The 22,692-nt window shown below is 71.3% G+C and carries 16 protein-coding genes; 7 read left to right on the top strand and 9 right to left on the bottom strand.

Annotated features, from left to right (window positions below; genetic code table 11):
• Positions 1-104 precede the first annotated feature (104 nt).
• From G4D86_RS44830 to G4D86_RS44810, 5 genes are read right to left on the bottom strand one after another with little or no spacing between them, the layout of a single operon-like run.
• Positions 105-1,172 (bottom strand): sulfate/molybdate ABC transporter ATP-binding protein, encoded by a 1,068-nt coding sequence (locus G4D86_RS44830; protein WP_164001248.1) that lies wholly within the window; start codon positions 1,170-1,172, stop codon positions 105-107.
• Complete coding sequence (gene cysW, locus G4D86_RS44825) at positions 1,169-2,017, bottom strand: sulfate ABC transporter permease subunit CysW (protein ID WP_164001246.1); 849 nt, start codon at positions 2,015-2,017, stop codon at positions 1,169-1,171. The genes G4D86_RS44830 and cysW overlap by 4 nt, the downstream gene beginning before the upstream one ends.
• Positions 2,018-2,023: 6 nt before the next feature.
• Entirely contained in the window at positions 2,024-2,866 is an 843-nt protein-coding gene (gene cysT / locus G4D86_RS44820; RefSeq protein WP_164001244.1) for a sulfate ABC transporter permease subunit CysT, read from the bottom strand.
• 15 nt (positions 2,867-2,881) lie between these two features.
• Complete coding sequence (locus G4D86_RS44815) at positions 2,882-3,922, bottom strand: sulfate ABC transporter substrate-binding protein (RefSeq protein WP_164001242.1); 1,041 nt, start codon at positions 3,920-3,922, stop codon at positions 2,882-2,884.
• Positions 3,923-3,936: 14 nt separating this feature from the next.
• Positions 3,937-5,304 (bottom strand): OprO/OprP family phosphate-selective porin, encoded by a 1,368-nt coding sequence (locus tag G4D86_RS44810; RefSeq protein WP_164001240.1) that lies wholly within the window; start codon positions 5,302-5,304, stop codon positions 3,937-3,939.
• Between the two features lie 299 nt (positions 5,305-5,603).
• Here G4D86_RS44810 and G4D86_RS44805 point away from each other — a divergent pair, with 299 nt between their 5' ends.
• The 4 genes from G4D86_RS44805 to G4D86_RS44790 all read left to right on the top strand — a co-directional run bounded on the left by G4D86_RS44805 (position 5,604) and on the right by G4D86_RS44790 (position 17,430).
• The gene (locus G4D86_RS44805) at positions 5,604-8,183 is read left to right on the top strand and encodes a LamG domain-containing protein (protein WP_164001238.1); all 2,580 of its coding nucleotides are present in this window, start codon (positions 5,604-5,606) and stop codon (positions 8,181-8,183) included.
• A gap of 158 nt (positions 8,184-8,341) precedes the next feature.
• Positions 8,342-11,746: an AAA family ATPase gene (locus G4D86_RS44800; RefSeq protein ID WP_164001236.1), complete on the top strand. Its 3,405-nt coding sequence runs from the start codon at positions 8,342-8,344 to the stop codon at positions 11,744-11,746.
• 4 nt (positions 11,747-11,750) lie between these two features.
• Positions 11,751-15,137, top strand: a complete 3,387-nt coding sequence (locus G4D86_RS44795; RefSeq protein ID WP_164001234.1) for an AAA family ATPase — start codon at positions 11,751-11,753, stop codon at positions 15,135-15,137.
• Position 15,138: 1 nt separating this feature from the next.
• A complete protein-coding gene (locus tag G4D86_RS44790; protein WP_164001232.1) occupies positions 15,139-17,430 on the top strand; it encodes an AAA family ATPase in 2,292 nt (763 codons plus the stop codon).
• 68 nt (positions 17,431-17,498) lie between these two features.
• Here the strand turns inward: G4D86_RS44790 and G4D86_RS44785 are convergent, their stop codons facing one another.
• Positions 17,499-17,999, bottom strand: coding sequence for a winged helix-turn-helix transcriptional regulator (locus tag G4D86_RS44785; RefSeq protein WP_164001230.1), 501 nt, complete (start codon positions 17,997-17,999; stop codon positions 17,499-17,501).
• Between the two features lie 92 nt (positions 18,000-18,091).
• Between G4D86_RS44785 and G4D86_RS44780 the strand changes: the two genes are divergently transcribed.
• Entirely contained in the window at positions 18,092-18,754 is a 663-nt protein-coding gene (locus tag G4D86_RS44780) for a glutathione S-transferase family protein (RefSeq protein WP_164001227.1), read from the top strand.
• Positions 18,755-18,785: 31 nt separating this feature from the next.
• On the opposite strand, the gene G4D86_RS44775 is transcribed toward G4D86_RS44780, so the two are convergent.
• Both G4D86_RS44775 and G4D86_RS44770 read right to left on the bottom strand, forming a co-directional pair.
• Positions 18,786-19,550, bottom strand: coding sequence for a hypothetical protein (locus tag G4D86_RS44775; RefSeq protein ID WP_164001225.1), 765 nt, complete (start codon positions 19,548-19,550; stop codon positions 18,786-18,788).
• Positions 19,551-19,670: 120 nt separating this feature from the next.
• Positions 19,671-21,200 (bottom strand): M28 family metallopeptidase, encoded by a 1,530-nt coding sequence (locus G4D86_RS44770; RefSeq protein WP_164001222.1) that lies wholly within the window; start codon positions 21,198-21,200, stop codon positions 19,671-19,673.
• Between the two features lie 201 nt (positions 21,201-21,401).
• On the opposite strand from G4D86_RS44770, the gene G4D86_RS44765 reads away from it, so the two are divergent.
• On the top strand, positions 21,402-22,001 hold the full coding sequence (locus tag G4D86_RS44765) for a hypothetical protein (protein ID WP_164001220.1): 600 nt from the start codon (positions 21,402-21,404) through the stop codon (positions 21,999-22,001).
• On the opposite strand, the gene G4D86_RS44760 is transcribed toward G4D86_RS44765, so the two are convergent.
• Complete coding sequence (locus G4D86_RS44760; RefSeq protein WP_164001218.1) at positions 21,974-22,249, bottom strand: hypothetical protein; 276 nt, start codon at positions 22,247-22,249, stop codon at positions 21,974-21,976. The two genes, G4D86_RS44765 and G4D86_RS44760, sit on opposite strands and share 28 nt — an antisense overlap.
• Positions 22,250-22,436: 187 nt before the next feature.
• On the opposite strand from G4D86_RS44760, the gene G4D86_RS44755 reads away from it, so the two are divergent.
• On the top strand, positions 22,437-22,692 hold a 256-nt coding region (locus G4D86_RS44755; protein ID WP_164001216.1), incomplete at its 3' end, for a condensation domain-containing protein.

Here is a 22,692-nt window from a genome sequence, read left to right as displayed (position 1 = left end):
CCCAGGACATCCACCCTGGACTTACTCGCCGGGACCGCATGCTAAAACACTTTTTTCGATGAATGGAGAAAGTCCGGGCTTTTCTGGCCGTCCCTGGCTCGGTCTCAGATGGCGTAGTCGCCGAGAAAGACAGTCGCGGACCGGACATCCGCGCGCACCGCGTCGCCCTCGGCCACCCCCAGCGCGTCGAACTCCGAGCGCGGCACCTCCACTGTGACTTCGTCCCCGGTGGGCAGGCGCAGGAGCACCTTCACGTAACCGCCCACGGGCTTGAAGCGCTCCACCCGGCCGGTGGCCGCGTGCCCGTTCACCGCGCCCACCGGTGACTTCACCAGCTTGATGTCGTGAGGCCGAACGAAGGCCTGGACGGACTCGCCCTCGCGCGCCGCCGCCGGCACGTCCACCGACAGCGAGCCCATGGCCACCCGGCCCGAGCGCACCTGCCCGCGCAGCACGCTGGCCCCGCCGATGAAGGAGGCCACGAAGGGCGACGCGGGCCGGCTGTAGACGTCCTCCGGCGAGCCCGCCTGCGCCACCCGGCCCTCGCTCATCACCACGACGTGCTGCGAAATCTCCAGCGCCTCCTGCTGGTCATGTGTCACCAGCAGCGTGGTGAGGCCCGTGCGCGTGTGCAGGTCATGCAGCCACTCGCGCAATTCCTCGCGCACCCGTGTGTCGAGCGCGCCGAAGGGCTCGTCCAACAGCAGCACGCGGGGACGGATGGCCAGCGCGCGCGCGAAGGCCACGCGCTGCCGCTGCCCGCCGGAGAGCTGTCCAGGGAAGCGGCTGCCCAGGTCCTCCAGTTGTACCAGGCGCAGCATCTCGTCCACCCGCGCGGCCGTCTCCGCGCGCGGCGTGCCCCGCACCTCCAGTCCGAAGGCGACGTTCTCCCGCACCGTCATGTGCCGGAACAGGGCATAGCTCTGGAACACGACGCCCACGCCGCGCTGCTGCACGGGCATGGACGTACAGTCCACGCCGTCGATGTGGATGCGACCCGCGTCTGGCACCTCCAGCCCGGCCACGAGCCGCAGCAGCGTGGACTTGCCCGCGCCCGACGGCCCCAGCAGCGAGGTGATGGCGCCCGCGGGCGCCTGGAAGGAGACGTCCGCGACGGCCGGAGTCCCCTTCTCGGTGAAGCGCCGGGTGACCTGCTCGACGATGATGCTCATGACGCCACACTCCTCCACTCCACGTATTTCTTGACCACCAGCGTGACGAGCGCGAGCAGTGTCAGCAACGAGGCCACGGCGAAGGCACCGACGAAGTCATACTCGTTGTAGAGAATCTCCGCGTGCAGCGGCAGCGTCGTGGTGACGCCGCGCACGTGCCCGGACACCACCGACACGGCGCCGAACTCGCCCATCGCCCGCGCGTTGCAGAGGATGACGCCGTAGATGACGCCCCACTTCACCTTGGGCAGCGTGACACGCCAGAACATCCGCCAGCCGCTCGCGCCCAGCGTCAGCGCCGCCTCCTCCTCGTCGCTGCCCTGGGCCTGCATCACCGGCAGCACCTCGCGCGCGACGAAGGGGAACGTGATGAAGACGGTGGCCAGCACGATGCCGGGCACCGCGAAGATGACGTGCAGGTCGTGCTCCGCCAGCCATGGGCCCAGCCAGCCCTGTCGCCCGAACATCAGCACGAAGATGAGCCCCGCGATGACCGGCGACACGCTGAAGGGCAGGTCGATGAGGGTGATGAGCAGCGAGCGCCCGGGGAAGCGGAACCGGGCGATGAGCCACGCGGCGGCCACTCCGAAGACGAGGTTGAGGGGCACGGCGATGGCCGCCGCCGTCAGCGTCAGGCGCATGGCCGACAGCGCCTCCGGGTGGCTGATGGCCGCGGCGTAGGCCTCCCAGCCCTTCTGGAACGCGAAGGTGAAGACGGCCACCAGCGGGACGACGAGGAAGACGCCGAGGAACAGCAGCGCCAGCCCGATGAGCGTCCAGCGGATGACCGCCGGCCCGCCAAGGGTCCGGGTCCGCCGCCGGAGGACGAGGGTGGAGGGGTGCATGGCGGCTCAGTGTCCGGACCGGGCTTCCAGCCGGCGGTGGCTCCAGCGGTGGAGCAGGTTGACGGCCAGCAGCAACAGGAACGACGCCGTCAGCATGACGACGGCGATGGCCGTCGCGCCCGCGTAGTCGTACTGCTCCAGCTTGGTGATGATGAGCAGCGGGACGATTTCAGTCCGCAGCGGCATGTTGCCGGAGATGAAGACGACCGAGCCGTACTCGCCCAGCGCCCGGGCGAACGCGAGCGTGAAGCCGCTGAGCAGCGCGGGAAGGATGCCCGGGAAGAGGACGCGCGCGAAGGTCTGCCACGGCGTCGCGCCCAGCGTCGCCGCGGCCTCCTCCACGTCCACGTCGATGTCCTCCAGCACCGGCTGCACCGTGCGCACGACGAAGGGCAGCCCGATGAAGGTGAGCGCCACCGCGACGCCGAGCGACGTGTACGCCACCTTGAGGCCCAGCGCCTCCAGGTGTCGGCCATACCAGCCGTTGGCGGAGAACAACGTCGTCAGCGTCAGCCCCGCCACCGCGGTGGGCAGCGCGAAGGGCAGGTCCACCAGCGCCTCCACCAAATCCCTCCCCGGGAAGCGGTAGCGCACCAGCACCCAGGCCACCAGCAGTCCGAAGACGACGTTGGCCAGGGCCGCGGCGAGCGACGCCCCGAAGGTGAGCTGGTACGCCGCGAGCGCCCGCGCGGACGTCACCGTCTCCCAGAACTGCGCCCAGGTGAGCGTGAAGGTCCGCAGGAACAGGCCGGACAGCGGCAGCAGGACGAGGAGCCCCAGATAGAACCAGCTGAAGCCCAGAGACAGCCTGAAGCCTGGGAGGACGCGGCGTCGGGAGGACACGGCCATGGTGCGGGCGCCCTCTCAGCGGGCCTGGGGGACGTAGATGCGGTCGAACACGCCGCCGTCGTCGAAGTGCGCGGCCTGCGCCTTCTTCCAGCCGCCGAAGACGTCGGCGATGGTGAAGAGGCTCACCTTCGGGAAGAGCGCGGCGTGCTTCGCGGCCACGGCCTGCGAGCGGGGCCGGTAGTAGTGCTTCGCGGCCAGCTCCTGGCCCTCGTCCGAGTAGAGGTACTGGAGATACGCCTCGGCAACGGCGCGGGTGCCGCGCTTGTCCACGTTCTTGTCCACCACGGTGACGGGCGGCTCCGCGAGGATGCTCACCGACGGGACGACGATTTCGAATTTGTCCTTGCCCACTTCCTTCGTGAGCAGGAAGGCCTCGTTCTCCCAGGCGATGAGCACGTCACCCAGACCACGCTCGGCGAAGGTGGTGGTGGAGCCGCGCGCGCCCGAGTCCAGCACGGGGACGTTGCGGAACAGCTTCTCGATGAAGGCCTGCGCGGTGGCCTCGCTGCCACCCTGCTTGCGCAGCGCGTAGCCCCACGCCGCCAGGTAGTTCCACCGCGCGCCGCCGGACGTCTTCGGGTTGGGGGTGATGACGGAGACGCCCTCCTTCACGAGGTCCTCCCAGTCCTTGATGCCCTTGGGGTTGCCCTTGCGGACCACGAAGACGATGGTGGATGTGTACGGAGCGCTGTTGTCCAGCAGTCGCGTCTGCCAGTTCTGGGGGATGAGCTGGGCCTTGTCGTGGAGCATGTCCACGTCGTACGCGAGCGCCAGCGTGACGACGTCCGCATCCAGCCCGTCGATGACGGCCCGCGCCTGCTTGCCGGAGCCGCCGTGGGACTGCTTGATGGTGACCTTCTGCCCGTGCTTCGCCTCCCACTGCTTCGCGAACGCGGCGTTGAAGTCCGCGTACAGCTCGCGCGTCGGGTCATACGAGACGTTGAGCAGGGTGACGTCCTCGGTGCCCTTCGAGGGCGCGGACGCGTCACTGCTCGACTTGGAGCAACCCGCCAGGGAGAGCGCGAGGAACAGGGGAAGCAAAATCTGGGTGCGCATGGAGCGGGAGCCTTTCACCAGCTGACCTGGAAGCGGGAGATGAAGATGGACTCGGCGGTGCGGTCGCCCTCGGCGGCGCCGCCCTCGAAGGTGGTGTGGTCGAAGTTGGCGGCGACGCGCACGTTGGAGTTGAGATACCAGTTCGCACCCACGCCCCAGTCCGCGGCGTCGTGGGCGGAGCGGACCGGGTCGGCGTAGATGGGGAAGGCGTCCGGGTCCACGTGCAGCTCGGAGTAGCGGCCCGCGAGCTCCACCGCGCCCCACCCTTCTCCGGACGACTTGAAGGGGTTGCGCGGGCGCACGCCCTCGTAGGACGCGTCACCGCCGAAGAGGACGAAGGACGCGGTGGCCTGCCACGCCGTGTGACGGAGGCGGGCGTGCTCCGGGCCCCGGCTCACCTCCTGCGCGGAGCTGACGTACTCGGCGAGCACCCCGAGCGGCCCCGCGTAGAAGTAGCCCTGGGGCGTGAAGCGGAAGTGGTTGCCACTGGCGATGACGGTCTCCGCCGCGGTGGCGCCCGTCCGGTAGCTGAAGAAGGTCTGCTGGCCCGTGGTGCGCAGCACCGTCAGGCCCGTGGAGGTGGCCGAGCCGAACTCCTGGCCATTCGTCGCGGCGACGCCCAGGCCCAGGCCCGACAGAGGACTCGGGCCACCGGCCTTGAAGGGCTGGGCGAACACGCGCGCCGCGAGATCGAAGCTGTCGTCGAGGTTGGTGTCGGTGCTGGCGCCGTCGGCCGTGCCGTTGAAGGCCCCCAGCGCGTACGTCAGCGCCCCACCCGCCAGCTCACCGTGGACCTGGAGCCCGATGTCCCGGTTGGGCACCAGGTCCGTGGGCAGCGCACGCTCGAGGAAGATGGTGTTCGTCGCGGACTGGAGCCGCTCCAGGCCCACCGCCGGCTTGAACTTGCCCGCGCGCAGCCGCAATTCCTTGCGCGGCCGGAACTCCAGGTAGGCATCCCACAGCGCGGGAGCTCCCGCCGCGAAGTCCGTCAGGAGGCGGAAGTCGAAGACGCCGTAGAGCGTCCCCTCCACGAGGGGTCGGGCCCGGCGAACCAGGAAGGTGCTCGAGCCGGGACGGTCCGCGTCGCTCGCGAACATGCGAGTGTCCGCATGGATGTAGCCGCGCAGCTTGATGAGGAACGACTTGTCCGGTGACGAGAAGGAGAAGCCCTCCGACGAGGCCTTGATGATGACCTCGGGCTGAGCGGGCTGGGCAGGCGCCGCGGGCTGGGCAGCCGGCGCGGGAGGCGCGGGCTCCGCGGGCGCGGCGGAGGAAGCGGGCTGAACGGGCGTGGCTTCAGGCGCGGCTGTCTGGGCGCCCGCGAGCGGGGCCAGCAACAGCCCCATGCCAAGGATGAGGGAACGACCTGCTGCACCTTCCATACGTGACCTCGGTTGTGAATCGAGAGGACGCGATGGGATGGGCCAGGTCCGGGTCCTGAAACTCAAAAGCCCACTCCCTCGCGGGCAGTGGGCTTTTCCGGACCGGCTCTACCAGGGCTCTTCAGGCCACTGGCGAACAGGCGCCCACCGCAGGTGCTTCACAGCAGCAACAAGCGGTGACGGGCGCGAGGGTCATGAGCGAACGGCACGATGCCTGCCGCTCGCTGCGTTGTCAACGGAGGTGCTCGGCCCTAACCGGTCAATTCAAGTATACATGGCATTCCCCGAAAGGAGCCATCATGGCCCGACGTGCCCCGTCACCGCGCGCGCTGCTCTCCGCGGCGCTGCTCGCACTGTCCCTCGCGTCTCTGGAGGCCACCGCAGCCGGACGTCCCTCGCTGGTGAACACGCGCATCCGCACGCCCTTCGGCGCCAACGGCCATTCCTCCACGATTGATGGGCGCATCTTCGTGGGCAACATCCGCGAGGACCACGCGACGACGACGACCACCTGGCTGGCACGCGTGTTCCGTCCCGAGGCCGTGACGTACGACGCGCAGGGCCGCCCCGGCTTCGACAGTGCCTTCTCCGCCGGGCGCACCGTCAACGTGACGAACGGAGAGAATGCGCTGGCGTTCTGCTTCACCAACCCGGCCCAGCCGTACACGCTGTCCGGCGGGCTCGCGGTGTATCAGCCGTACGTCTTCGACTCGCGGATGTTCAACGGCGACAACGTGTTCCGCCGCCGGCCCGTGGACCTGCGCGTGTCGCTGCCGTTCACGGCGCAGGCGGACATCTCGTCGTTCACCACCGGCAACCTGGAGGAGCTGACGACGACCACCGGCGCGAGGATTCGCGGCATCGAGCCGACGATGACCTCCGACGGCCGCCTGCTCATCTACCAGGGCGGACCGAACAACGACGGCGCCATCGACCACCTGATGTACACGTACAACGCCACGCCGTGCGCTGCGTCCGGCTGGAGCAACCCGCGCCCGCTGTCGGCGATGTACAGCGACACCAACGCGGGCGTAAAGCGCTACCCGCTCGCGTGGCAGCCGCTGAAGGCCGCCACCGGCGAGGCCTACGGCGCGGGGGCCTACGTTCGCGGCGCCTATGCCTGGGTGGACCACGAGGGACGCAACGTCCTCTATGCCGCCGTGGTCTACACCGACGGCGCGCGCCGCGAGGCGATGAGCCTGATTGGCGCGGACACGGGCTGGACGGCGTACCACATCGACGGAAGCCTCAATACGGACCGGCTCGACATCGCGCACCTCTTCTACTCGGGTCCGATGTGGAACTTCGAGCAGGAGCGCAGCCCCGCGCAGAACTTCCCGCCGGGCTCCAGCAACGAGACGCGCTACCTGCCCGTCACCAAGACGCACGACGTGCTCGCGCTCTTCGGCAGCAACACGGCGGACTACAACGAGGTGGACCTCGGAGACCTGAGCGACCCCTACCACCTGCTCTACCTGCCCATGAACGAGCTCGTCACGCGGGCGGGAGCGTATGACCTGGCGCGCACGCCGGACCTGTCCGGCCGCTTCAACACGGGCACGCTGACGGGCACGGCGCAGATTTCTCCGAGCAACGCGGTGACGCAGCCGGCGTCGGGCTCGGTGTGGGAGCCGCAGGGCAAGGGCAAGGCGCTCGTCCTTCCGGGCGGCGGCGCCGTCACGGTGAACCTCACGGACCCGAATGGCACGGTGCCCGGCGTGGGCGCCTACGTGCGCGGCTTCACCGTGCAGCTCGCCATCCGTCCGGATGCGGCCATCAACCAGGGCTGCACGGGCAATCCCTATCGCTACCTCCTGGCGAAGTCGGGTGGGCTGGACCTCATCTACGAGGTGGACAACACGGTGCAGATGTCCTTCCAGCTCAACGGCCAGCGCGTGCGGCTGGGCCGGAGCCCCGCGCTTCCTGTGGGCGTGTGGAGCCAGCTCGCCTATACGTGGGACGGCGTCACCGGGCAGTTCAACGAGTACCTCAACGGCGTATCCACGGGGCGCGCGCTGCCCGTCGTCACCGGCTCGTTCCGGCTGGGTACGGGCTCGCTGGCTATCGGTGCGGGCAACGTGATGAACACGCAGGCCTGCCCCACCAACGGCGAGGGCTCGTTCCGAGGCGCCATCGACGAGGTCCGCTTCTTCACGCACGCGCGCTCCAACCGCAGCGTGTGTCTGACGACGTACGGCTCTGACTGTAAGGACGACGCCATCCAGGTGTCGCCCACCGGCGGCCAGTTCGGCATGAATCAGCAGCAGCCGAGCTGCAATGCGTATTCGGCGCTGGGGACACAGGCGTGCGCGTCGGCCATGCACCGCGTCTGCGCGCAGCGCGGGGCGAATGATGCGCTGGCCACCAGCACCAACGTGTACGAGACGATTCAGCAGCTCATCGGCAACCGTCCGCCCATCTCCCTCCTGGGCGTGCCGGCCGGTGCCACGACCACGGATGTGAGCGTGGCGTGCGCGCCCATCCAGCACCAGAGCCTCGCCGTCACCTTCGAGGAGCTGGCGCGCCGTCACGCGGGCTGCACAGACGAGCGCGTGGCGCAGAGCTTCGACTGCTCCGCTGCCGTGCACCGCTGGTGCAATGGCCTGGGTTGGACGACGGGACAGATTTTCGAGACGACCACGCGGCCGTGGGTGGCCTGCTTCAACGCGGGCCTCATCCAGGACGTGCCCAAGGACCAGCTCGGGCCCGCGTCCAACGCGGGCAACTTCACCTCCGCGGACTCCAAGCTGGAGGTGAGCCGGTGGTGCCAGGGGCGCGGCTATGGCGCGGGCGTGGTGCAGGAGTTGGGGGCTGGTAGCATCGCCAACGTGCACTGCTTCCAGCCCGCGGTCACGGTGCCCTGGAAGTTCGCGCCCTGACGACGCGCTGAAGGTCACCAGGGAGAGGCCGGGCCTGGGCGCCCGCCCCTCCCGCCCGACGAGGACACGCGCATGGAGCGCGGGCTCCGCGAGAGCCCGTCAGCTCCCCCGGGCCCGCGCCGTCGCTGTGCCGCGCCGTGCTAGCGTGAGCCTTCTCCATGAACTTCCGTTTTCAATGCTGGGTGCAGCGACATGCCAGCGGACGGGTCACGCTCACACCGCTGGCCCTTCCCTCCCTCGCCGTGCATGCGGACACGCTGGAGAAGGCCACCGAGGAGCTGACGCTCGCGCTGGATGACCAGCTCACCCGCGTCCACCCCCGCCGCGTGCCCGAGTTCATCGCCACGTCGGACGGCGTCCTCCACACGCTCGAAGTCCCGGGCATCAAGGTCTGGGGCACGGTGGACGACACCGTCTCGCCGCTGCCCTTCTCCGCCGTCGTCGCCCCCGCGCACCAGTCCTTCACTGGACTGCATGCCCCGCGCCTCGGCACGCACCTGTGGTTCCAGGGCAAGTCACTCCCCAGTGACGCGGCGGAGCGGCTGGGCAAGCAGCTGGAGGAGCTCTCCGACGCGCGTCTTCTCGCGCTGCGCCCGGACGGACCCGAGTCGCTGGTGGAGCTGGAGGTGCAGGCCACGCCTGGCCCACTCTCCACCCTCACCCCGCGCCAGCTCCACCTGGACATCCGCCCGCCGCCTCGGCCTCCGGATGCGCCCTCCGAGAAGGCGGACGCAGGCCTGGATGACGACGACGAGAACGCGCTGGACCTGGACACGTGGGAGCCGCGCCGCCGCCGTGCCCGCCGCGACTCGGGCGCGAAGCCGGAGAAGCCTCCGCCCACGCCCACGCTGGACCGCATCGCGGTGCCCTGGCACAAGCTGGCGCAGGACGGGCAGCTCGACGCCGCGTACGAGCAGGACGCCCTGGTGACGCTGCTCCGCGCGCGCCTCGCCGCGAAGGACGCCGAGTCCGTCGTGCTGGTGGGCCCCTCCGGAGTCGGGAAGACGGCGGTGCTGCACGCGCTCGCCCAGGCGCTGCGCGCCCCCACCGCCACCGCGTCCGAGAAGGCCCGGCCCTTTTTCTTCCTCGACGGCAGCCGCCTCATCGCGGGCGAGGGCATGTGGGGCGACTGGCAGCAGCAGGTGGTGCGCTGCTTCCGCGAGGCCGCCGAGTCCCATGCGCTCCTCTCCCTGGGCCATGCGGTGGACCTGCTGGACGCGGGCAAGAGCGCCCACAGCGACCAGAACGTGGCCCAGCTCCTGTTGCCGCTGCTCGCCACCCGCGAGGTGTCCGTGGTGGCCGAGGCCACGCCGGAGACGTGGGCCCAGGTGGAGCGCCGCAACACCAGCTTCGCCCGCCTCTTCTCCGTGGTGCGCGTGGAGGAGCCGGAGCCGGACGCACTGGCCCGCATCCTCGCGCGCGTGGCCGAGGACGACGCGGGGCCGAAGCCGCTGGCGGTGCTGCCCGAGGCGCTCGACGAGGCGCGCTTCCTCTGCCGCCGCTTCCTGCCCTACGGCGCGCAGGTGGGCAACGCGGTGGCCTTCCTCCGCCGCCTGCTGGCCACGTGCTCGCACGCCGCGCAGCCGCGCGTCACCCGCCTGGACGCCATCCGCCAGTTCGCCTCCGAGTCCGGCATCCCCGAGTCCCTCCTGCGCGACGATGTGCCTCTCGAGGCGGGCCAGGTGCGCGCCTTCCTCTCCACGCGCGTGCTGGGGCAGGAGGCCGCGGTCGAACGCGCCGCGTCCGTGGTGTCCGTGCTGAAGGCGGGCCTCGCCGACACGCGCCGTCCGCTGGGCGTGCTGCTCTTCGTGGGCCCCACCGGCGTGGGCAAGACGGAGTTGTCCAAGGCGCTGGCGGAGCTGCTCTTCGGCGCGAAGGAGCGCATGGTCCGCCTGGACATGGGCGAGTACGCCGGCCCGGACGCGCTGCTGCGCCTCCTGGGCGACGGCGAGACGCCCGGGCACCTGTCCGCGGCGGTGCGCCGCCAGCCCTTCTGCGTGGTGCTGCTGGACGAGGTGGAGAAGGCCCACCCGGCCGTGCACGACGCGCTGCTTGGCGTGCTGGGCGAGGGCCGGCTCACCGACGCGTCCGGCCGCTTCACCGACTTCCGCAACGCGGTGCTCGTCCTCACCAGCAACCTGGGCGCGGACACCTGGCGGGCCCGCGTGGGCTTCGACTCCACCGGCGGCGCGCCCGACACCGCCGCGCTGCGCGCGCACTACCTCGCCGAGGTGCAGCGCTTCTTCCGCCCGGAGCTGTTCAACCGGCTGGATGACGTCGTCGTCTTCTCGCCGCTGTCCGCGGACCTGCTGCGCCGGCTGGTGGTGCGCGAGGTGGAGGCCGTGTGCCGCCGCCCCGGATTGTCCCTCCACGACGCGGGGCTGGAAGTCTCCCCTTCCGCGCTGGACTGGCTGGCGGCTCGCGGCTTCGACCCGCGCTACGGTGCCCGGCCTCTCAAGCGCGCGCTGGAGCGGGAGCTGGTGGTGCCAGTGGCGGCGTGGCTCGCCGCGCACCCCCGGGGCGGCGCGGTGAAGTTGTATGTGGAGGCCGGTGACGCGGGGCTTTCGCTGCGCGCGGAGGCCGTGGGCGGCGACGCCGAGGGCCTGGGACGACAGGCCATCGAGAAGGTGCTGGAGGAGTCGGCCACCCTGCGCGCGGAAGTGCAGCGCTGGAGCCGCTCCGAGCCCATGCTGGCCTTGCGCCGCGAGCTGTCCGTCTTCGACAAGGCGTCGCGGCAGCCGGCTTATTGGGAGGAGCGCGCCCTGGCCGAGGAGTCCTCGCGCAAGTCGTCCGAGGCGCGCGAGCTGGACAAGGCCTTCCGAGACTGCGCGCAGCAGGCCGAGGCGGTGGAGGACCTCCTCTTCGAGGCGCACCTCACGCGCGCCGTGGGACAGGCGGAGTCCCTGGCCCGCGACGTGTCGCAGCTGCGGCGGACCTTCCTGCCCCTGCGCGAGCGCCTCTACGCCAGCCTCTTCCACTCCTCGCGTGGAGCCACCCTCTACCTCGTCCCCGGACGCGGCGCGTGGCCACACCTGTGCGTGCTGGCGAAGGCGTACGAGGCCTGGGCGGCGTCGCAGTCCATCTCCTTCCAGCGCGCCCTGCTGAGGCCCGCCGAGCCGAAGGAAGGCGAGAAGCCGCAGCCCGTACGCAAGGACACCCCGCTCTTCTGGGGCTGGGAGAAGAAGAAGCCACTGGAGGAGCTGAAGCCGCCACCCGCCGCGTATGCGCTGCAGCTCACCGGCGGCACGCTGCCGCTGCTGCTCGCGGGTGAGCATGGCGTGCACCGCTTCGTCGAGGGCAGCCAGGCCTCGCTGGTGCGTGCCCGCTTCGAGCCGCAGCCCCTGTCCCTGCACGCGATGCCCGCGCTGGCGGACCTGGAGAAGTCCCTGACGAAGCAGGAGGTGCGCCGGGTGCGTCCTTCCACCAGCGACATGGTGGGCGGCTCGCTGGAGGACCTGCGCACCGGCGCGAAGCAGCGCTATGGGCCGGAGGGCCCGGACCTGGAAGCGCTGCTGGAAGCGTGGGTGCAGTGGCGCGTCTTCGGCGCGCGGGAGGAGGACTGACACCATGGACCTCAAGCTGCCCCTGGTGGTGGTGCCGCTCGGCGGACGACTGGTGCAGGCGTGGGTGCCCGCCTTCTGGCCCCGGCTGAGCGGCGTGGGCCCCAGCCTCTCCAGCCTGCGCGACGAACTGGCGCTCGCCGTGATGGAGCGCTTCGAGAGGGAGCCCGCGGCCAATGTCGCGGCCTACCAGCTCCCCCCTCACCTGGCGCTGCGCCACGTGAAGGTGGACACGGAGGCGAGGGACCGCGAGAAGAACACACGCGTCGTCCTCAAGGGCCGCATGGCCGTGCTGCTGGAGAAGTGGCCGCGCGATGACTTCTGGGTGGTGACGCCCACCCGGCTGCCCGAGGCGCGCTTCGCCATCAACGCCCCGGATGCGCTGCCCCAGGCGCTCGCGCGCCGGCTGGCCGCGTGGTGCCTGGAGCGCGACCTGACCCATCTCGATGAGGCCTGGGCCTCCGGGCGCGAGCGGCTGGAGCTGCTGGAGGTGGATGCCTACGCGCCCACCATCCTCCCCCGGACGCCGCCCAAGCCCCCCACCGTGGCCCGCCGCCGCAAGGCCACCGAGAAGAAGAAGGGCGAGCCAGCCCCGGAGACGCCCGAGCAGCGTGAGGCCCGCCGCAACCGGCGCCGCCTGTCCCTGGTGGAGCTGCGCGCGGTGGCGCGCAACCTGAGCCATGGCGCGCGGGACGGCGCGCTGGAGCGCTGCTTCGGCCGCGAGGCGCTGGTGCGCGAGGTGGTGGACGCGCTGGAAGGCCGCGAGGGTGCGGCCATCGTCCTGGTGGGGCCTTCTGGCTCCGGCAAGACGGCGCTGGTGCACGAGGTGGTCAGCCGCCTCACCGCGCGGCAGGACGCCGCCGGCAACCGGCGCGATGTGTGGCGCGTGGACGGCAACCAGTTCATCGCCGGCATGATGTACGTGGGACAGTGGGAGGCCCGCGCGCGCGGCGTGGTGCAGGAGCTGGTGGAGGTGGGTGACCTGCTCTACGTGGACGACCTGGCCTCGCTCGTCTACGCGGGGCGCACGCGCAACGAGCGCACCAACGTGGCGCAGTACATCGAGCCGCACCTGGCGCGCGGCGAGCTGACGGTGCTGGCCGAGTCCACGCCGGAGCGCTTCGAGCGCGTACGCGAGGAGGCCCCCACCTTCGCATCGCTCTTCCGCGTGGTGCACGTGCCCGCGCTGGATGCGCGCAACACGCTGCCCGCCCTGCTCGGCACGCTGCGGGAGTTGGAGGCCGCGAGCCACGCCGGTGCGGTGCGGCTGTCGCCGCTGGCGCTGGAGACGCTGCTCGACCTGCAGCAGCGCTTCGTCGCGCACGAGGCATTCCCGGGCAAGGCTGTCCGGCTGCTGCGCCGGGTGGTGTCGCGGCCCGGCACCGACGAGGGAGGCGTGCGCCGCTTCACGCAGGAGGACGTCACCTCCGCCATGCGCGAGCAGACGGGCCTGCCGGACTTCGTGCTGGGCAGCGCGCCGCCGAAGACGCGCGAGACGCTGGAGCGAGAGCTGGCCGCGCAGGTGGCGGGCCAGCCGGAGGCGGTGTCCGCGGTGGTGGACGCCATCCTCACGCTGCAGCGCTCATTGCAGCCGCCGGACAAGCCGCTGGCCACCTACCTCTTCGTGGGCCCCACTGGCGTGGGCAAGACGGAGACGGCCAAGGCCCTGGCGCGCACCCTCTTCGGCAGCGAGGGGCGGCTGGTGCGCTTCGACATGTCGGAGTTCGTGTCCGCGTCCAGCATCACCCGGCTGCTCGGCATGCCAGGCGCGCCGGACGGGGAGCTGACCACCGCGCTGCGCACCCAGCCCTTCTGCGTGGTGCTCTTCGACGAGGTGGAGAAGGCCCACCCGCGCATCTTCGACGCCCTGCTCCAGTTCCTCGGTGAGGGACGGCTGACGGACGGCGCCGGCCGTACGGTGGACGCGCGCCAGGCGGTGGTGGTGCTGACGTCCAACCTGGGCGTGCGCGAGGCGGCCGCACGCACCGGCTTCGCGCGCACCGCCGAGAGCGCGGAGGCGCACTACCTCTCCTCGGTGCGCGCCTTCTTCCGTCCGGAGTTCTTCAACCGGTTGGACCGGGTGGTGCCCTTCCGCCCGCTGACGCCCGCCGCGCTGCGCGTGGTGGTGGAGCACGCGCTGGAGTCGCTGCTGTCGCGTCGGGGCATCCGCCGCGGCAACGTGCTGGTGGAGGTGGAGCCCGCGCTGCTGGACCTGCTCGTGGAGCAGGCCTATGACCCGCGCTACGGCGCGCGTCCCCTCAAGCGCGCGCTGGAGCGGCGCCTCACGGTGCCCCTGGCCCACCACCTGGTGCGGCGCGGCGCCGAGGACCTCGCCCGGGTGGAGCTGTTCCGCCGGGGCGATGACATGGGCCTGTCCGTGGAGCTGATGGTGCGCGAGCCCACCTGGGCGCCGGAGCCGGACCCTTCCGGCTGGTCGCTGGGCGAGGTGTCCCGCGTGCTGGAGGAGACGGCGGCCCGGCTGGACGCGCTCACGTCGCGCGAGGCCTCGCGGCCCCGGAAAGCGGACGTGCACCCGGAAGCGGTGGAACTGGTGGAGCGGCTGGAGCGCCTCGCGGTGGAGGCGGTGGACATCCGCGAGAACGAGCTGGCGGAGCGGGACTTCCTGGAGCTGGAGCAGCCCGTGCCGAAGGAAGTCGAGCGCAACTACGACCCCTACTGGCCACGCAACCCCGGACGCGGTGGCCTCCGGCCCAGACCGACCTATTCCTCCGTGCCCCAGCCGGTGTCTCCCGAGGAGCGGCTGCGCCGCTGCCGGCCTCGCGTCGTGGCCCTGCGGGACGAGGTGGAGTGGCTGGCGCACCAGCTCGCATGCCGTGAGCGCGGGCCGGACACGCGGGCGGTCCTCATCGAGGGACTGGGCGATGCGCCGGTGGCCGCGCTGGAGGCGGTGGTGCGCGCACTGCCGCAGTCCCTGGGCCGCACGGCGGTGCACGAGGAGCGTGTGGAGCCGGATGGGCGCATCGGTTGGGCGGAGCCCGGCTCGCAGCGGCCCGCGGGAGTGCGGGTGCGCCGCATTGCCGTGAGCCTCGCGGCCTTCGGCCTCGCGGAGGTGCTGGCGCCGCTGGAGGGCTACACGCTGGTGGAGACCCTCCGTGGCGACGTGGTGCGCCCGGCGCCCGTGCGCGTGGAGCTGCTGGAAGGCGATGCGGGGCTGCTGGACGAAGTGTCGACGGCGGTGGCTTCGCGGGACGCGGTACGTGCGAAGGAGCGCGAGGCGCGGCGGGCGGGGACGGCACAGGAGCAGGGCGCGGGCCGCGTGGTGATGGAGGGAAGTGAGAGCGGGCTGCTGCACCTGGCGAGCCGGCGTACTCCGTCCGAAGCGCTCGCCTGGGCGGGACGCGTGCTGCGGCGGACGGCCCGGGAGGAGGGCTGACATGGACAAGGACTTCCATCTCTTCGTGCGCCGCTACCCGGGACTGGGCGTGGCGGCCCATGTGCTGACACACCCGCACCTGGCCTCGTTCGCCAGTGACTTGAACACGGCGCGGCTCGACCTGGCGGAGGTGGTGGGCCGCCTCCTGCGTCGCGGTGAGCTGTGGGACGAGGTGACGCACTGGGCGGACCTGCGCCAGCGCCGCATGGCCCTCACCGTGCGCGCCATGCAGCATGGGCGGCTGCTGCCCGTGCCCTTGCGTCTCACGGTGGTGACGCATGGCGGACGCCGCGGCTCCCGGACCGTGCGCAAGGGCGACACGAAGGGGCCGCTGCGGGTGTGGGTGCCTCGCGTGGGCGTGGAGGGCACGCTGGAGGACGTGGCGGACCTGGAGCCGTACGTCGAGGAGCTGGTCCGCCACGAGCTGTACCTCGCGCCGCTGGAGCGGCTGCATGGGCTGGCGTACCTGGGTGAAGAGTCGGTGGAGACGCTGTCGGTGCCGGCGCGCGTGAAGCAGACGCCGAAGGCCCGTGCCTCGGAGGAGGCCGCGAAGCAGCCGAAGCGTCCGCCTCCTCCCCCGGGGCTCGCCGAGGCCAGCCGCTGCCTCAACGAGGAGGCCCGCGCCGGCCTGCTGGAGCGGGCGTGGGAGCGCGACACGGAGGTGGCCCGGCTCGCCGAGGCCGTCACCGCGAGCACCCGCGCCAGCGTGCTGCTGGTGGGGCCTCCGTCGGTGGGCAAGACGGCGCTGGTGCATGAGCTGGTGCAGCGCGCGGAGGGCGCCGCGGCCGGCAATCCGCTGCACGGCCTGGAGGTGTACAGCACGTCGGGCGGCCGCATCATGGCGGGCATGCGCTACCTGGGGCAGTGGCAGGAGCGCGTGCAGCGCATGGTGGAGGCGCTCCGCGTGCGCCGCGCGGTGCTGCACCTGGACAGCCTGTCGGAGCTGCTCTCGCTGGGCGGCGGCGACACGGGCCTGGACGTGGCGCGCCACCTGTTGCCGGCACTGGAGGGCGGCGAGGTGGCACTGGTGCTGGAGGCCACCCCGGAGGACGTAGCCCGCGCGGAGCGGACCCACGGGGCCTTCCTGCAGGCGCTGCGGCACTTCTCGGTGGCGCCCCTGGCCTCCGTGGCCGCGCGCTCCGCGCTCCAGCAGGCCTCGCAGCGGGTGGCCCGCGCGCGCAAGGTGCGCTTCAGCCTGGACGCGCTGGACCGCGCCGCCGAGCTGACGGAGCGCTTCGGAGACGGCCCGCCTCCCGGTGGGGCGGTGTCCCTGCTGCGCTCGGCCAGCACCCAGCCCTCCGCCACCGGCGAGGTGGACGCGGCCGGAGTGACGCGGGCCTTCTGCACGCGCACCGGCTACCCGCGCGAATTGGTGGACACGTCCGTGCGCCTGGACCCGGAGGCGCTGCTGCGGCGCTTCCGCGAGCGCATCGTCGGCCAGGACGAGGCCACGCTGCTGCTACGCAATCTCATCGTCACGCTGAAGACGGGGCTGGCGGACCCATCGCGTCCGCTGGGCGCCTTCCTGCTATTGGGGCCCACCGGCGTGGGGAAGACGGAGTCGGCGCTCGCGCTGGCGGAGTACCTCTTCGGCGACACGGCCCGGCTGGCCCGCTTCGACATGGCGGAGTACGCGGCGCCCGGCAGCGCCGCGCGGCTGGTGGGCGAGGTGGGCGGCCAACAGGGCGGCCTCGCGAGGCGCGTGCGCGAGCAGCCCTTCGGCGTGGTGTTGCTGGACGAGGTGGAGAAGGCGGACGCGGGCGTCCATGACCTGCTGTTGCAGGTGTTGGGCGAGGGGCGCCTCACGGACGGCACCGGCCGCACCGTCAGCTTCCGCAACACCGTGGTGCTGCTCACCAGCAACCTGGGGGCGGACAACGCGGGGCGCTCGGTCGGCTTCGGCGGAGGCAGCGTGCGCGACATGGAGCAGCACTACCTGGGCGCCGCCACCGCCTTCTTCCGGCCGGAGCTGCTGAACCGGCTGGACCAGGTGGTGCCCTACCGCTCGCTCACGCCGGAGGTCATCCGCGCGCTGGCCCGGCGCACGCTGGAAGCGGCCCTGACGCGCGAGGGCCTCACCCGCCGTGGCGTGAAGGTGTCCTTCGGTGAGGACGTGGTGGAGCACCTCGCGCGCACCGGCTTCGACGCGCGCTACGGCGCCCGGCCCCTGAAGCGCGCGGTGGAGCAGCACGTGGTGACGCCCCTGGCGCAGTGGCTCGCCGCGCACGCGAGCGCCCCACCCGCGCAGGTGGTGCTGCGGGTGGGGGCGGATGGACGGGTGGAGCTCGGCTAGTGCGTGTTGGCAGACCTCAGCCCGGCGAAGGGTTCGACGCGCCGGGCTTGGGCACCTACAGGCTTCCTTCAGCGGGCGCGGTGCGCCAGTGCCTTCTCGTAGGCGGCCTGCAGCTCGCCGAACACCGAGCGCGCCGGACGCGACGCGCCGAGATGCAGGTGGCGCAGCTCGTCCATGAAGGCGTTCCAAAGCGGAGCGCCGCCCTTTTCCAGCAGCTCCGCGCGCACGGACAATTCCTTGCTCGGGCGCGTATGCCGGCGGCCCCAGGCGCCCATGTGCGCGAGGAGTGGCACGAGCTGGATGGACGCTTCCGTGAGGCTGTAGATGCCTTTCTGCCGGTGTTTCGGATCGGGGCGTCGCGACAACAGGCCGGACGCGGTCAGGCGCTTCAGCCGGTCTGCGAGGATGTTCGAGGCGATGCCTTCCTCGCTCTGCGCGAGCAGCTCGCCGTAGCTGCGCCTGTTTCCGAACATGACGTCGCGGATGACGATCAGGCTCCAGCGGTCGCCGAGCTGTTCGAGCGTCAGGTTGATCGGGCAGCCGGAGCGCCCTGTCTGTGACACGGCCATCGTCCTGAGATTACTACTTGCAGGACGCAAGTGGTAGGAGCAGGATTCAGACCACTTGCAATCCGCAAGTGGTGTGAACCAGGACTCCCACGATGTCACTCGCGCTCTACGGTCATCCCTTCTCCTCGTACACGCAGAAAGTCCTCATTGCGCTGTACGAGAATGGCATCCCCTTCGAGTTCCGCAGCATCGGGCCGGAGACGCCTCAGCACTCGGCCGAGTGGCTGCGGCGCTGGCCGCTGGGCAAGTTCCCGCTGCTGGTGGACGGCGAGCGCAACATCGTCGAGACCAGCATCATCATCGAGTACCTGCAGCTCGTGCATCCCGGCCCCGTGCGCCTGCTGCCCGCGGCCCCGATGGCCGCGTTGGACGTGCGCTTTCTCGACCGCTTCTTCGACCTGCACGTCATGAACGTGGTGCAGCACGCGGTGGGCGGTGCGCTGACGGGGGATCCGGTGAAGCGCCAGGAGGGACTGGCCTTTGCCACGCAGAAGCTGGAGCTCGCCTACGCCTGGCTCGAAGGGCAGCTCGCCGGCAGGACGTGGGCCGTCGCTGGCGCGGACTTCACGCTGGCGGACTGCGCGGCCGCGCCCTCGCTGTTCTACGCGGACTGGACGCACCGGATTTCCGAGGCCTTTCCCGTGCTGCGCGCCTACCGCGCGCGGTTGCTCGCGCGCCCGTCCTTCGCCCGCGCAGTGGAGGAGGCGAGGTCGTTCCGGCCGCTCTTCCCGCTGGGAGCGCCGGACCGGGATTGAACGTGCCGGGCCTCCATCAGGCGCGCCGGACTCACTCCGAGCCGCCGCCGCTCCAGGTGAGGAGGGCGCTGACACCGAGGCTGCTCTCACCGCCGCTCTGCAAGCGCCACGGCACGGAGACGCCCACCTCCACGGACTTCGCGGGGTGCACGTAGAGGCCCGGCGCGAGGATGCCGGTATTCGTCCCCTGCTCGTTGCGCCAGGCCGCCTCGGCCGTGGGCCGCAGCACGCCGTCCCCCAACACCACACCCACGCTCAGGTCCGGATGCACCGTGCCGTCGCGGCCACCGCTCGACGGCAGCAGGTCCACCTCCGCGCTCGCGTTGAGCCCCACCGGGCCCAGGTTCTTGTACGCAAGCAGGAAGGGCGTCACGGCCGGACGCATCGACTCCTCGGGCGAGTCCCGCAGCGCCTGCACCTGCGCGCCCGCGGACACCGCCAGCCCGCGCTCACCGTCATTCACCAGGGCCAGGCTCATCCCCACGCTTCCCTCCTGAAGCGTGGACGCCTCGCCGTCCGGTGACAGACCGGCCTCGCCCTGCAGTTGGAGCCAGTCGGTCAGTCCGTACTCGACATGCAGCGGCACCTCGAAGGTGGCCTCGCCATCATCCTCCTCCCAGTCGAGGCCGCTGCCCGCCTCCAGCTCATGCCGCTGGTTGAGGGGCGCCTCATCTCCCAGGAACAGCTCGTCGACGCGCCCTTCCACACCTTCCTGTCCACCCTCCTCGGCCGCCAACGCGGGCGTGGCGAGTGCGAGCAGCAGGACCCACGACTGCCTCAACGGTCGGGTCTTCATGCCGTAGAGAATTTGAATGAGCGAGCAGCCGGCGCATGCCCCTCCAGCCCACCCCAGCCAGGGCCTGCTGGCTCGGATGCCCTCCAGACGTGCTCCAGCGGCGAGGCGTGCGCCGACGCGTCAGCGGGGGGCGGGCGCCGTCTGGCGCTCGGGGGCGCGGCCGCGGGTGCCGGCGGCCCACTCGTCCCAGACGTTGAAGGACTTCATCTGCTGGCCCAGGTCGGTGCTCTTGATGAGCGCCTCCACCTCGGCGCGGCTCTGGCGGGGCAGCCTGTCCTCCATGTTGGCGAAGCCCCACGTGAGCGCGCCCACCACGGCCGCGTTGGTGCGCAGCGTCCGGGCATCGCACTGCTCGAACTCGTCCGAGCGCGCGTGGTAGTTGGGCCCGTAGGTGGCCGCCTCCTGGTTGGCGATGAGGTTGGCCACGCCGTGCAGCATGAAGTCGAAGTTGTCGGTGCCCACCACAGGCACGTCCACCTGCGCGAAGGGCCCCAGCCCCTCCACGGGCTTCAGCGCCTTGTCCATCAGCGGCACCAGCGGCGGCCGGCCATTGGTGAAGAAGCCGGTGATGCGGCCGCAGCCGATGTCCACCGACAGCGTCATCGCGTGCCCGTCCAGCTCCGCGGCGTGCGTGCGCACGTAGCCCGCCGAGCCGTGCATGCCCTGCTCCTCACCGTTCCACAGGGCGAAGCGGATGGTGCGCTCGGGCTTCAGGCCCAGCCGCTGCATCTGCCGCGCGAGGTCGATGAGCATCGCCACGTTGGCGCCGTTGTCCAGCGCGCCGCCGCCCAGGTCCCAGCTGTCCAGGTGCGCGCCCACGACGACGACCTCGTCCGGCCGGGTGGTGCCGCGAATCTCGCCGATGACGTTCCGCGACTCGTAGGGGCCCCCCGTCTGCAAATCCAGCGCGGCGGTGAGCGTGAGCGGTGTGCCCGAGCGCAGCAGGCGCAGCGCGCGCTTCGCGCCGTCGCGCTCCATCACCATCATGGGACGGGTGTTCTTCGGGCCCACGGAGACGTTGTGGCGGTAGAGCTGGTTGCCGGGCCGGCTGCCCATGTAGACGACGCCGGCCGCGCCCGCCGCGAAGGCGCGGGACTCGATGTCCGTCGCCTCGTTGTACTCGCGGAACAGGCCGTCCACGTCGCGCAGTTCGTCCGTCTCGACGAGGAGGAACGCGCCGCGCACCTTCTCGCCGGTGCGCTTGAAGTCCGCCTCGGTGCCGCGCCCCAGGTCCAGCAGCGGGGCCTTGAAGCCGCCCTTCGTCGTGGCGGAGGAGAACGGCATCGCGGCCACGCGCGGGGCGAAGCGCACGCCCGGGCCCTGCACCGTGGCGGCGGCGGAGCGCTCCAGCCACAGCGCCGGCATGCGGAAGGGCTCCGCGCGCGCCGTCACGCCCGCGGCCTTGAAGCGCTCCAGCGCCCACTCCACGGAGCGACGGTTGGAGTCGGAGCCGGTGGCACGGCCGCCCACCTCGTCCACCAGTGAGCGCAGGTCCTCCAGCATCGGCGTCCCTCCCAGCACCGCGCCGACGAGCAGCGAGGCCTCGCGCTCACGCGCGGGGGGAGCGGCCTCCTGGGCCCCCGCGAGCACTGGCGCGGCCAATGCGAGGGAGAGCACGGCGAGGCTACGCGACAGGCGGGAGCGGGACATGCGGAGGAGACCTCGGGGGAAGGGAGAGACCGCTAGCATTCCCACCGCGGCGTCCCGGCATCAAGGCCTCGCGAGCATCCGCCGCGTCGCGCCATGGCCCGGACGCGAAAAAGGGCCCGGGAAGATTCACCGGGGTTTTCGTTGTGCGGGGTGGAGGCAGCCCCCATGCTCCTTCCACCACCCGCTGTAACCGAGGTACTCATGTCACTTCGCTCACTGTTCGCCGTGCTGCCGTTCGCCCTGGTCGCCTGTGGTCCCGTGGACGAGCTGGAGACCCCGGACGAGTCCACCGGTACGCAGGCCCAGGCCGTGTGTCCCGGCGTCACCACCGTCACCTTCGGCACCATCGACAACTTCGCCGGCGGGCCGGACCCGCTTCCCTACGCGCCCACGGCCCTGCCGGACTTCGTCAGCTACCTCAACGGGCAGGGCATCCCCACCGCGCAGCTCAAGACGCTGGATGACGGCACGACCGGCAAGCACACGGTGGCCACGCTGCGCCACGGCCTGCGCAGCTGCTTCGCGGCCAACTGCACGCTGCAGCTGTGCTTCCGCGCCCGCGCGCTCCTGGGCGTCCCGCAGAACGACCGCGTCACCGTCTACAACACCGACTTCGGCACCTATGCCTTCCCGCAGGTCGCCAGCGTGCCGGTGGTGCCCAACCTCCAGGCCTCGTGGAACCCGGGCCAGGTCGCCACCATGTGCATGCCGCTCAACATGAACCTCGTGGGCGACATGCTCCAGTTCCAGATGCAGGACGCCTCCTCCGTCGACTACATCCAGATGATCCTGAGCTGCTGAACACGACTCGCAGGGCCGGGACGGGGCGGGCGCATGGTGGCCTTCCCCGTCACACCTGAGCCCACCGGGCTCAGCCCCAGCGCAGCGCCAGCGTGGTCCGCCATGTCCTCGCCCCCGGCGAACGGCACGTGCACGGACTCCGGCGCGGACTGGAGCAGCGCCGGAGCCCTGGTCAGCACCACCCGCTCCACCAGGGCCTCGAAACATGTGGCCGCCGCCGATGCCTCGGGGTCCTGTCGAGCCCGCACGACCACCAGTCAAGCGTCACCACTCCCCGGGTGAAGCCGCGCCAACCTGCCCACTTGGGCTGGCCTAATCTCGTGACATTGCGCGATTCTCCCCGGCCAGCGCACGTTGTCGACCACGTCCCGAGGGGCACCTCAGGGGGCGGCGGTGAGACCGTCGAGCCGCGTGGCGCGAGGAAACACTTCATCCATGGCCCTGACTCCTGACCAGAAGCGCGCGCGGCTCGCCGAGCTGCTGCGCGAGAAGAACCGTCAACTCCAGCGCGCCCCCGCTTCCTTCGCCCAGGAGCGCATGTGGGTCCAGGAGCGTCTGGCTCCAGGCAGCGCCACCCTCAACGTCTCCGTCTCCGTCCGCCTCTCCGGACAGCTGGATGACGCCGCCCTGCGCGCCGCCCTCAACGAACTGGTGCGCCGCCACGAAACCCTGCGCACCACCTTCGTCGAGC

The organism is Pyxidicoccus caerfyrddinensis (genome assembly GCF_010894405.1).
In the GTDB taxonomy this organism is placed as follows: domain Bacteria; phylum Myxococcota; class Myxococcia; order Myxococcales; family Myxococcaceae; genus Myxococcus; species Myxococcus caerfyrddinensis.
Note: the sequence above shows the minus strand (reverse complement) of the source record. Positions and strands in the feature narration are given on the sequence as shown.

Excerpts from the sequence above, each read along its gene's own strand:
- G4D86_RS44830 (WP_164001248.1), bottom strand. The coding sequence starts at position 1,172 with ATGAGCATCATCGTCGAGCAGGTCACCCGGCGCTTCACCGAGAAGGGG.
- cysW (WP_164001246.1), bottom strand. The coding sequence starts at position 2,017 with ATGCACCCCTCCACCCTCGTCCTCCGGCGGCGGACCCGGACCCTTGGC.
- cysT (WP_164001244.1), bottom strand. The coding sequence starts at position 2,866 with ATGGCCGTGTCCTCCCGACGCCGCGTCCTCCCAGGCTTCAGGCTGTCT.
- G4D86_RS44815 (WP_164001242.1), bottom strand. The coding sequence starts at position 3,922 with ATGCGCACCCAGATTTTGCTTCCCCTGTTCCTCGCGCTCTCCCTGGCG.
- G4D86_RS44810 (WP_164001240.1), bottom strand. The coding sequence starts at position 5,304 with ATGGAAGGTGCAGCAGGTCGTTCCCTCATCCTTGGCATGGGGCTGTTG.
- G4D86_RS44805 (WP_164001238.1), top strand. The coding sequence starts at position 5,604 with ATGGCCCGACGTGCCCCGTCACCGCGCGCGCTGCTCTCCGCGGCGCTG.
- G4D86_RS44800 (WP_164001236.1), top strand. The coding sequence starts at position 8,342 with ATGAACTTCCGTTTTCAATGCTGGGTGCAGCGACATGCCAGCGGACGG.
- G4D86_RS44795 (WP_164001234.1), top strand. The coding sequence starts at position 11,751 with ATGGACCTCAAGCTGCCCCTGGTGGTGGTGCCGCTCGGCGGACGACTG.
- G4D86_RS44790 (WP_164001232.1), top strand. The coding sequence starts at position 15,139 with ATGGACAAGGACTTCCATCTCTTCGTGCGCCGCTACCCGGGACTGGGC.
- G4D86_RS44785 (WP_164001230.1), bottom strand. The coding sequence starts at position 17,999 with ATGGCCGTGTCACAGACAGGGCGCTCCGGCTGCCCGATCAACCTGACG.
- G4D86_RS44780 (WP_164001227.1), top strand. The coding sequence starts at position 18,092 with ATGTCACTCGCGCTCTACGGTCATCCCTTCTCCTCGTACACGCAGAAA.
- G4D86_RS44775 (WP_164001225.1), bottom strand. The coding sequence starts at position 19,550 with ATGAAGACCCGACCGTTGAGGCAGTCGTGGGTCCTGCTGCTCGCACTC.
- G4D86_RS44770 (WP_164001222.1), bottom strand. The coding sequence starts at position 21,200 with ATGTCCCGCTCCCGCCTGTCGCGTAGCCTCGCCGTGCTCTCCCTCGCA.
- G4D86_RS44765 (WP_164001220.1), top strand. The coding sequence starts at position 21,402 with ATGTCACTTCGCTCACTGTTCGCCGTGCTGCCGTTCGCCCTGGTCGCC.